This is a genomic window from Hydrogenophaga pseudoflava (assembly GCF_004353865.1).
Classification (GTDB): domain Bacteria; phylum Pseudomonadota; class Gammaproteobacteria; order Burkholderiales; family Burkholderiaceae_C; genus Hydrogenophaga; species Hydrogenophaga pseudoflava.
The window spans coordinates 4720139-4729339 of sequence record NZ_CP037867.1 but is presented as its reverse complement, the minus strand read 5'-3'; the positions used below and the strand labels follow the sequence as shown (position 1 = coordinate 4729339).

Genomic DNA, 9201 nt, shown 5'->3' with positions numbered 1-9201 from the left:
GTCAGGGGTTGGAGAAGTGGTCGCCGACCTTGACCCCGTCGACGATGTCCAGTACCAGAGCGTAGGACACCTTGTCGAAGGTCTTGAAGACCAGCATGAGCCCATTGGGCTCGCCGGGCAGACGGATCTGGGGGCGGCTTTCGTCGGTCTTGTCGATGCGGGTGCTGGAGTCGCGGATCAGGGCCAGCACGTGGCCCTCTTCAACGCCATGCGCGCGACCGCGGTTGATGGAGACCACCTGGTTCTGGGCGGCGTAGCGCACCGCATTGCCGTACACCGACACGATCTGGCCCGATGTGGGCTTGCCTGGGGCACGCGGCACGTAGTTGGGGAACTCGCGCGGCGGCTCTGGAAGCAGCCGGTCACCCACGCGGATCTCTTCCTTGGCCTTGACGATGTCGATCGTGGCGGGGACGATCTCGCCGGTTGCCACGGGCTTGAGCGGGGCTTTTTCTTCAACCGGAACGCGTGCGAAGTTGTGCGTCGTGTTCTCGTACTGGGGCTTGAACGTGTCCTTGCCTTCGGGCTTCTTGGCCGACGCCGGCTCCTCGATCTCGCGGCGTGTTTCCGGACGCACGATTTCCGCCTTCCCGACGTACTGCGCCTCATAGGCCAGCACCTCGCCAGTGCCCGGGTCTTTCAGGGGCACGGCGTTGCGGAAGACGCGGTAGGTGATGGACTTGCCGGCACCCAGGGTCAAGGCCTCTTCGGTGAGGTTGCCGGCGTCGCCGTACTGTCCCCGGGCGTAGGCGCGGTCGCCCAGGCTCAGCAGCACGCGGTTTTCGGGCGTTGCCACGATGCGCGCCGCGCGCGCGTAGGTGGCCTCATCGACGATCAGGGGTTCGGTCAGGAAGGCCTCGATGGCCTGCATGTTCACCGGCGGGATGGCCGATTCGGACAGGCTCTCGCTGCGCACGCGCGGTGACACCCGCACGGTGGGCATGTCGCTGCCATCGCCGGGTTTGCGGGTGCTCAGCCGGGCGCGGCCGCCGCTCCTGTCCAGGTACAGGACCTGGCCGGGATAGATGCGGTGGGGATTCTTGATCTCCTCCAGGTTCATGCCCCAGAGCTCCGGCCAGCGCCAGGGGCTCTTGAGGAAGATCTTGGAGATGGCCCAGAGTGTGTCGCCACGTTTGACCGTGTGGCTGTCTGGCGCATTGGGGGCCAGTTCCGACAGGGGCACGCCGGCTTGCGCCACCTGGTTGGCAGTGGCGCGCTGGCTGGCGCTGACCGGAAGATTTTGTGCCGAGGCGGCGCCGGCGAGGGTGGCCATGGCCACCAGGCAGGCGGATGCGGGGCCTGTCAGGCGCAGGGCAGTCGGAAGGTATTTCAATCGCATGTGTGGGCCCCTGGGGCTGGCGAAAATTGGCGCGTCGGACTTGACAATTCGCATTTGATTTTGCGCCCAAGCCCTTGATTAGGCAATATTAATAGGTCCTGGCATCCACCCGGGAATGCAAAAGTGGCGAAAATAGCGACAAACGTCCCGACCCAACGGTGGCCCGGCGCAAATCGCCGCACGGCTGCTTTTCCGGCGAAATGGCCCGCCGGCCCATGGCATTGAAATGAACGCACCCGAACTGCTCCCCATCCTGCGGTACCCTGATCCGCGCCTGAACACCGTGGCAAAACCGGTGGGGGATGTGGACGACCGGGTGCGCGCACTCGCCGACCGCATGCTGGCCACCATGTACGACGCCCATGGCATCGGGCTGGCGGCCACGCAGGTGGACGTGCACGAGCGCCTGATCGTGATCGACGTCAGCGAATCGCGCGACCAGCCGATGGTGCTGATCAACCCGGTGATCGAATGGGCCAGCCCGGAAACCCGCAAGGGCGAAGAAGGCTGTCTTTCCGTGCCCGGCATCTACGACGGTGTGGAGCGTTCCCTGGCCATCCGCGTCAGCGCGCTGGATGAACAAGGAAAAAACCGGGTCATTGAGGCCGAAGGCATGCTGGCGGTCTGCATCCAGCACGAGATGGACCACCTCATGGGCAAGGTGTTTGTGGAATACCTCTCGCCGCTCAAGCGCAACCGGATCAAGAGCAAGCTGCTGAAATCCCAGCGCGAAGCGCAGCGCGGATGACACCCATGCGCGTGGTGTTTGCCGGCACGCCGGAATTTGCGCGTGTGGCCCTGGAGCGGCTGCATGCGGCCGGTTTCGCGGTGCCGCTGGTGTTGACGCAACCCGACCGACCGGCCGGTCGCGGCATGAAGCTGCAGGCCTCGCCAGTCAAGCAGTTCGCCCTGGCGCAGGGCATCGAGGTGGCGCAGCCCCGCAGCCTGCGGCTGGACGGCAAGTTTCCGGACGACGCCGCCACGGCGCGCCAGGCCCTGCTGGCCGCGCGGCCCGACGTGATGGTGGTGGCCGCCTATGGTCTGATCCTGCCGCAGTGGGTGCTGGACCTGCCACGCCTGGGCTGCCTGAACATCCACGCCTCGCTGCTGCCGCGCTGGCGCGGTGCGGCACCCATCCACCGGGCCATCGAGGCCGGCGATGCCGAGACCGGCGTGACCATCATGCAGATGGACGCGGGGCTGGACACGGGCGACATGCTGCTGGCCGAGTCCCTGTCCATCGGCGCCACCGACACCACCGGCGGCCTGCACGACCGTCTGGCCGACCTGGGGGGGCGGATGATCGTCGAGGCGCTGGAACTGGCCTCCTGCGGTGGCCTGCGGCCGGTGCCTCAGCCGGCCGAGGGCGTGACCTACGCGGCCAAGATCGAGAAGGCGGAGTCGCTGATCGACTGGCGCCGACCGGCGGCAGAGATCGAGCGCCGGGCACGGGCCTTCTCGCCCGCTCCCGGGCTGGTCACCGAGCTGGCCGGCGAGGCGGTCAAGGTGTGGCGGGTGGCGGTTGACAGCGCCGATGGCGGCATTGCCGCGCCCGGCCAGATCCTGTCCGCCGGGGCGCAGGGCATCCGCGTGGCGACCGGCGACGGCGTGCTCACCCTGCTGGAACTGCAGCGTGCTGGTGGCAAGCGTTTGCCGGCCCGGGAGTTCCTGCAGGGCTTCGCGCTGACCCCGGGACAGGTCTTCGGCGCGCAGACTGCTTGATGTTTTTCCTGGCCGAGCACCGCCGCCGACCGGAATTCCGCGAAGGCATCACCGACCAGGGCTCGGTGGCCATGGGCATTGCGGCCTGGGGCCTGATGACCGGCGTGGCCATGGTGCAGTCGGGCATGTCGCCGCTGGAGGCGCTGCTGATGACACTGATCGTCTACGCTGGCAGCGCCCAGCTGGCTGCGGTGCCGATGATCGGTGCGGGCGCGCCGATGTGGGTGATCCTGGCGGCGGCGTTCTGCGTGAACCTGCGCTTTGTGGTGTTTTCCGCGCACCTGCGGCCCTATCTGATGCACCTGCCGCGCTGGCAGCGCCTGATCAGCGGCTACGTGACCGGGGACCTGAGCTACGTGTTTTTCGCCAAACGCTACCCGCACCCTGGCCGCAATGCCGAGGAGCTGGCGCAGCAGCAGGCCTACCTGATGGGCAACTGCGCGGTCAATTACGTGGCCTGGATGGTGGCGAGCGTGGCCGGCGTCCTGCTGGCCAACATGGTGCCGCTGTCCTGGGGGCTGGGCTTCGCCGGCATCCTGGCGCTGCTGGGGGTGCTGTGTTCGCTGGCCACGTCCCGGCTGCGCGTGGTCTCGGCCGGCGTGGCGGCCACGGCGGCGGTGGCCGCCTGGGCGCTGCCGCTGCGGCTGAACATCCTGGTGGCGATCGCGAGTGCGGTGGCCATCTGTCTGGTGATCGAACACACGAGGACATCGGAGCCTGGACATGCCGGACATTGATCTGTACACCCTGCTGACCATCGTCGCGCTCGGCGTGGTCACGGTGATCACGCGCGGCTTCTTTCTCATCTCCGATCGGCCCTGGACGCTGCCCCACTGGGCCCAGCGCGGACTGCAGTACGCGCCGATTGCCGCGCTGTCGGCCGTGGTGCTGCCCGAGATCGTGATGAGCCAGGGGCAGCTGGTGCAGACCTGGATGGATGCGCGGCTGTTTGCCGCCGTGGTGGGCGCGGCCTATTTCTTCTGGCGCAAGGGTGTGCTGGGCACCATCGTCTCCGGCATGGCGGTCTACCTGCCGCTGCACGTCGGTCTGGGCTGGTGAGGCGCTGAGTGGGACAATCGGCAGCGCCGGTTGAAACCAACCTTAAGGCGTGCTTAAGGCGCTTCCGCGACCATCCGTCGTTTGGCCGCTGCGCCCCACGGATTTCCAGACATGACTGAACTTGCTGCGGCGGCTGCCGCTGGCGCCGAGCCGCTGGTGTCGGTGCTGATTCCTGCGAAGAACGAGACCGGCAACATCGGCTCGCTGGTGGCCGAGGTGGTGGCGGCGCTGCGGCCTGAGTGCCGCTTCGAGATCGTCCTGGTCGACGACGGCAGCGACGACGGCACGGGCGATGAGTTCCTGCAGCGCTGCTCCGAGCTGGGTTCGGCCGCCCGGCTGATCCGCCATGAAAAGAGCGTGGGCCAGAGCACGGCGCTCATGAGCGCGGCCCGCCAGGCGCGGGGCCGCTACCTGATCACCATCGACGGCGACGGCCAGAACGACCCGGCCGACATGCCGGCCCTGCTGCGCAGCGCGCGCGAGACCGAGGCGCAGGGCGAACACTTCTGCATCGCCGGCTACCGCAAGAACCGGCAGGACACCGAGTGGAAGAAGTTCCAGTCGCGCATCGCCAATGCGGTGCGGCAGAAGATCCTCAACGACCAGGTGCCCGACACCGGCTGCGGCCTCAAGCTGATCCCGCGCGCCACCTGGCTGCAGCTGCCCTATTTCGACCACATGCACCGCTACCTGCCGGCGCTGGTGCTGCGCCTGGGCGGCGCCATCCGCGTGGTGCCGGTGAACCACCGCGCCCGCCAGGCCGGCGTCTCCAAGTACAACGCCTGGAACCGCCTCTGGGTCGGCCTGGTCGACATGGCCGGGGTGGTGTGGCTGACCCGGCGTGGCAAACGCCCGGTGATCGCGCAGGTCCGCACGCTCGCTGCGCATGAAGAGTCTCACTAAACCCCTGCTGCTGACCGCGGTCCTGACGCTGGCCTTCCTGTCCCTGCACCTGGGCTGGTGGGGGCCGGTGACCGAGGAGGTGCTGCTGCAGCAGCTGTTCCAGCAGCACTGGACCATCGCCTGGCCGGTGTTCGTCCTGGGCTCGGTGGTCTACACCGCGCTGGGCGGTCCGCGCCAGGTGCTGGCGTTTTCCTGCGGTTTCCTGTTCGGCGGCTGGCAGGGCGGGCTGATCGGCACCCTGCTCACGGGCTTCGGCGCCATGCTGACCATGCTGGCCGTGCACCAGCTGGGTTTCGACTGGGTGCGGCAGAAGCACGCGCAGAAGATCGAGCTGATCAAGGCCGTGCTGGCCGAGGACACCTGGATCTGGATCTGCGTGATCCGGCTGATCCCGGTGGGCAGCAACTTGGTGACCAACATCGCCGCCGCGCTGTCAGACCTGCGCCCGGTGGCCGTGTTCTTCGGCAGCCTGCTGGGCTACCTGCCGCAGATGCTGCTGTTCGCCTACGCCGGTTCGGGCATCGCGCTGCACGACAGCTCGCAGCTGTGGATGAGCCTGGTGATGCTGGTGATCTCCACCGGCCTGGGGCTGTACCTCTACCACCACGGTTTCAAGCAGCGGCTCCATCGGTTCCGCAAAGAACACGCCCATGCACCTGCCCACTGACGAAACGATCCGCCGCCAGACCCTGTTCTGGCTGGTCGCCACCGCCATCGTGCTGCTGCTGGGCATTGGCCTGCGCTACCCCTGGCCGGCCGACGAGCCGCGCTTTGCCCAGGTGGCGCGCGAGATGGTCGAGAGCGGCCAGTGGCTGTTTCCCACGCGCGGTGGCGAGCCCTACCCGGACAAGCCGCCGGTGTTCATGTGGCTCAGCGCCGCCGCGTTCGCGCTGATTGGCAACCTCAAGCTCTCGTTCCTGCTGCCCAGCGCGCTGGCCTCGGTCGGCACGCTGCTGCTGGTGCTCGACATCGGCCGCCGGCTGTGGGGCCGCGAGGTGGCGCTGGCCGCGCTGCTGGTGCTGGTGTTCACGCCGCAGTTCCTGCTGCAGGGCAAGGCGGCGCAGATCGACGCGGTGGTCACCTTCTGGATCACGCTGGGCTGCTACGGCCTGCTGCGGCACTTCTTCACCGGCCCGCACTGGGGCTGGTACTTCACCGCCTGGGCCGCGATGGCGCTGGGCATCATGACCAAGGGCGTGGGCTTCCTGCCCCTGCTCATGCTCATTCCGCTGGCGCTGTGGGTGAAGAACCCCGCAGGGGCCGACGCGAAGGTCTGGCGCTGGCGTCTGGCCGCCGGTCTGGTGGTGATGCTGGCGGTGATCGCGCTGTGGCTGGGGCCCATGCTCTGGCAGGTGCACAGCATCGGCACCGACACCATGGTGGCCTACCGCAACGACCTGCTGTTCCGCCAGACCGGCGAGCGCTTCGTCAACGCCTGGCACCACGTCAAACCCTGGCACTACTTCTTCACCCAGGCGATTCCCACGGTCTGGTTCCCGCTGCCGGTGCTGCTGCTGGTGTTCTTCAAGCCCCTGCTGGCGCTGCTGCGCGAGGACCGGCGCGCGCGCGTGCTGCTGGCCTGGGTGGGGCTGGTGCTGCTGTTCTTCTCCATCAGCTCGGGCAAGCGCGAGGTCTACATGTTCCCGGCGCTGCCCATGCTGGCGCTGGTGGTGGGCGCGCTCTGGGTGCGGGTGCAGGCTGGCGTGGCCGCTGCGCGCACCGGCGTGTTCTTCCAGGGTCTGCTGCTGCTGATCGCCGCGGCGCTGGCCGGGCTGGGTGTGGCGCTGAAGGTCTCGCCCGACAAGCTGCTGCGCAAGGTGCCCGACTACGCGGACGCGGTGACCACGCTCTCGCTGCCGCTGGTCGCGATGGGCGGTGCGCTGCTGGTGCTGCTGGTGCTGATCCGCCGCCGCGACCTGCTGCAGCGGCTGGCCGCGACCAGCCTGGTGATCTGGGTGTTCGTCTCGCTGCTGGTCTGGCCCAAGGTCGACCCGCACCGCACGCCGCAGGCCATGATGGAGCAGATCGAGCAGCGCCTGCCCCCGGCGTCGGAACTGGGTCTGCTCTATTTCAAGGAACAGTTCCTGCTGTTCAGCCACCGGCCGCTGACCCACTTCAGCTACCTCGCGCCGCTGGAGGAGCAGGAGCGCAACGCCTGGCAGTGGATGAAGGAGCAGCCCGGCCGCCACCTGCTGGCACCGACCGATGCCCAGCTCAGCTGCTTCGACGTGACCAAGACCGAGTCGCTGGGCGAGGCCCACCGGCGCGAGTGGGTGGTTTACGGCCCGGCCTCGATGCGCGCCACCTGCGAACCGCCCCAGCGCCTGCGCCGCTTTGTCTACCGCCCCGTGACCGAGGGCGTGCTGCCATGAACCTGCTGGACTCTTCCCCCGCCCCGCGCTTGCTGGTCACCGGCGCCGCGGGCTTCATCGGCTACCACCTGAGCCAGCGCCTGCTGGACCGGGGGCTGCAGGTCGATGGGGTCGACAACATGAGCGCCTACTACGAGCCGGCCCTGAAGCAGGCGCGGCTCGACCGCCTGCTGGCGCGGCCGGGGTTCATCTTCCACCGCCTGGACCTGGCCGACCGCGATGGCGTGGCGCGCCTGTTTGCCGACGGCCGCTACGACCTCGTGCTGCACCTGGCGGCGCAGGCGGGCGTGCGGTACTCGGTCGAGCAGCCCATGGCCTACCTCGACAGCAACCTGGCCGGCATGCTCACCGTGCTCGAAGGCTGCCGCCACAGCGGCGTGAAGCACCTGGTCTATGCCTCGTCCAGCTCCATCTACGGCGCCGCGCGCGAGATGCCGCTGCGCGAGGACATGGTCACGGACTCGCCGATCTCGCTCTACGCCGCCAGCAAGAAGGCCAACGAGCTGATGGCGCACAGCTACAGCCACCTCTACCACATCCCCGCCTCGGCGCTGCGCTTCTTCACCGTCTACGGACCCTGGGGGCGGCCCGACATGGCGATCTTCAAGTTCGTGCGCGCGATCTTCGAAGGCCGGCCCATCGACGTCTACAACCACGGGAACCTGCGGCGCGACTTCACCTACGTCGACGACGTGGTGGACGCGGTGCTGGCGGTGGCCGCGCAGCCGCCGCAGGCCGGCGAGGGCCAGGTGCCGCACCGCGTGCTGAACGTGGGCCACAACGGCCCGGTGCCGCTGATGGAGTTCATCGCCTGTCTGGAGCGCGCCTGCGGCCGCGAGGCGGTCAAGAACTTCCTGCCGATGCAGGCCGGTGACGTGCCCGACACCTGGGCCGACACCTCGCGGCTGGAGAGCCAGTTCGGCGTCCGCGCCGGCACCGACCTGCGGCTCGGTGTGCAGCGGTTCGTGGATTGGTACGTCGACTACTACGGCGTGACCGGGCGCTGAATGGAGTCTGCGCGCAGCCAGGGCCGCGCCATCCGCCAGCCGGCCAGCGCGATCGCGCTGCAGATGACCAGGGTCCAGAGGGTGTGGCTGGGCGGGTGGGCGCCGCGCAGGGTCTGCGTCACCCCCGCCAGGCCGCCCGCCAGCAGCACGGCCGCCAGCCAGCGCCAGCCCGGGGCGCGGCGCCGCCCGGCCACGGGTGACCACAGCCAGGGTAGGCACAGCGCCAGAAACGACAGTGCGGACGAGGCGTGCCCGCCCGGGAAACAGCCGCCGGTGCCGCCGTCGCCGGTCAGCAGGTTCCAGTGCGAGGTGTAGACGGCGGTGCCGCCGAAGGCGCTCCACTCCCAGGGGCAGCTGGCCCGGCTGGCCTGCTTGAGCAGGCTCACCGTCACCATCGACAGGGTGACCAGCGCCAGCACGGTCCCGCGCTCGCGGCGCGAGGGGCCGCTGGCCGCGGGCCACAGCACCCAGCCCCACAGCAGCAGATAGGCCAGCGTGGCCAGCTGGCGCCCGCCGTTGTGCAGCACCGTTTCCAGCAGCGGGTGGTGGCGCCACGGAAAGCCGGTGGGGGTCCCGATCTGGCTCATCACCGGCAGGTCCATGCCTGCGGCATCCCAGCCCAGGGTCAGCAGCAGCAGCACCAGCCAGGCGCGGGCGATGGCGTTTGCGGTGGAAACAACAGGGGGACGGAGAGGGGACATGGCGCCGCATGCTCGGCGTCGGACTTTAAGAGGGCCTTAAGGGGTGCCGGGATAATTCGGATTCTTTGACCGATGGGCCCTGCGCCGTCCTGAAGAAC

10 protein-coding genes are annotated in these 9201 nt (G+C 68.7%); 8 read left to right on the top strand and 2 right to left on the bottom strand.

The window, feature by feature from the left end; genetic code table 11:
* Position 1 precedes the first annotated feature (1 nt).
* Positions 2-1339, bottom strand: coding sequence for a LysM peptidoglycan-binding domain-containing protein (locus HPF_RS22735; RefSeq protein ID WP_133157916.1), 1338 nt, complete (start codon positions 1337-1339; stop codon positions 2-4).
* A gap of 226 nt (positions 1340-1565) precedes the next feature.
* Here HPF_RS22735 and def point away from each other — a divergent pair, with 226 nt between their 5' ends.
* The 8 genes from def to HPF_RS22695 all read left to right on the top strand — a co-directional run bounded on the left by def (position 1566) and on the right by HPF_RS22695 (position 8402).
* Positions 1566-2087 carry a peptide deformylase gene (gene def, locus HPF_RS22730; protein WP_133157915.1) on the top strand — a complete coding sequence of 174 codons (522 nt, stop codon included), beginning with the start codon at positions 1566-1568 and terminating at the stop codon, positions 2085-2087.
* Between the two features lie 5 nt (positions 2088-2092).
* Positions 2093-3061: a methionyl-tRNA formyltransferase gene (gene fmt, locus HPF_RS22725; protein WP_133157914.1), complete on the top strand. Its 969-nt coding sequence runs from the start codon at positions 2093-2095 to the stop codon at positions 3059-3061.
* Positions 3061-3798, top strand: coding sequence for an AzlC family ABC transporter permease (locus tag HPF_RS22720; RefSeq protein ID WP_066159260.1), 738 nt, complete (start codon positions 3061-3063; stop codon positions 3796-3798). Before fmt ends, HPF_RS22720 begins: the two co-directional genes overlap by 1 nt.
* The gene (locus HPF_RS22715) at positions 3785-4120 is read left to right on the top strand and encodes an AzlD domain-containing protein (RefSeq protein ID WP_066159257.1); all 336 of its coding nucleotides are present in this window, start codon (positions 3785-3787) and stop codon (positions 4118-4120) included. Before HPF_RS22720 ends, HPF_RS22715 begins: the two co-directional genes overlap by 14 nt.
* 111 nt (positions 4121-4231) lie before the next feature.
* Positions 4232-5023, top strand: coding sequence for a glycosyltransferase family 2 protein (locus tag HPF_RS22710; protein ID WP_207959248.1), 792 nt, complete (start codon positions 4232-4234; stop codon positions 5021-5023).
* Positions 5007-5690, top strand: a complete 684-nt coding sequence (locus tag HPF_RS22705; protein ID WP_133157913.1) for a TVP38/TMEM64 family protein — start codon at positions 5007-5009, stop codon at positions 5688-5690. Before HPF_RS22710 ends, HPF_RS22705 begins: the two co-directional genes overlap by 17 nt.
* Positions 5674-7395: an ArnT family glycosyltransferase gene (locus HPF_RS22700; protein WP_133157912.1), complete on the top strand. Its 1722-nt coding sequence runs from the start codon at positions 5674-5676 to the stop codon at positions 7393-7395. Before HPF_RS22705 ends, HPF_RS22700 begins: the two co-directional genes overlap by 17 nt.
* On the top strand, positions 7392-8402 hold the full coding sequence (locus HPF_RS22695; protein WP_133157911.1) for an NAD-dependent epimerase/dehydratase family protein: 1011 nt from the start codon (positions 7392-7394) through the stop codon (positions 8400-8402). The genes HPF_RS22700 and HPF_RS22695 overlap by 4 nt, the downstream gene beginning before the upstream one ends.
* Here HPF_RS22695 and HPF_RS22690 read toward each other — a convergent pair.
* Positions 8381-9103 (bottom strand): phosphatase PAP2 family protein, encoded by a 723-nt coding sequence (locus tag HPF_RS22690; RefSeq protein ID WP_066159246.1) that lies wholly within the window; start codon positions 9101-9103, stop codon positions 8381-8383. The two genes, HPF_RS22695 and HPF_RS22690, sit on opposite strands and share 22 nt — an antisense overlap.
* Between the last annotated feature and the right edge of the window lie 98 nt (positions 9104-9201).

Excerpts from the sequence above, each read along its gene's own strand:
- HPF_RS22735 (WP_133157916.1), bottom strand. The coding sequence starts at position 1,339 with ATGCGATTGAAATACCTTCCGACTGCCCTGCGCCTGACAGGCCCCGCA.
- def (WP_133157915.1), top strand. The coding sequence starts at position 1,566 with ATGAACGCACCCGAACTGCTCCCCATCCTGCGGTACCCTGATCCGCGC.
- fmt (WP_133157914.1), top strand. The coding sequence starts at position 2,093 with ATGCGCGTGGTGTTTGCCGGCACGCCGGAATTTGCGCGTGTGGCCCTG.
- HPF_RS22720 (WP_066159260.1), top strand. The coding sequence starts at position 3,061 with ATGTTTTTCCTGGCCGAGCACCGCCGCCGACCGGAATTCCGCGAAGGC.
- HPF_RS22715 (WP_066159257.1), top strand. The coding sequence starts at position 3,785 with ATGCCGGACATTGATCTGTACACCCTGCTGACCATCGTCGCGCTCGGC.
- HPF_RS22710 (WP_207959248.1), top strand. The coding sequence starts at position 4,232 with ATGACTGAACTTGCTGCGGCGGCTGCCGCTGGCGCCGAGCCGCTGGTG.
- HPF_RS22705 (WP_133157913.1), top strand. The coding sequence starts at position 5,007 with ATGAAGAGTCTCACTAAACCCCTGCTGCTGACCGCGGTCCTGACGCTG.
- HPF_RS22700 (WP_133157912.1), top strand. The coding sequence starts at position 5,674 with ATGCACCTGCCCACTGACGAAACGATCCGCCGCCAGACCCTGTTCTGG.
- HPF_RS22695 (WP_133157911.1), top strand. The coding sequence starts at position 7,392 with ATGAACCTGCTGGACTCTTCCCCCGCCCCGCGCTTGCTGGTCACCGGC.
- HPF_RS22690 (WP_066159246.1), bottom strand. The coding sequence starts at position 9,103 with ATGTCCCCTCTCCGTCCCCCTGTTGTTTCCACCGCAAACGCCATCGCC.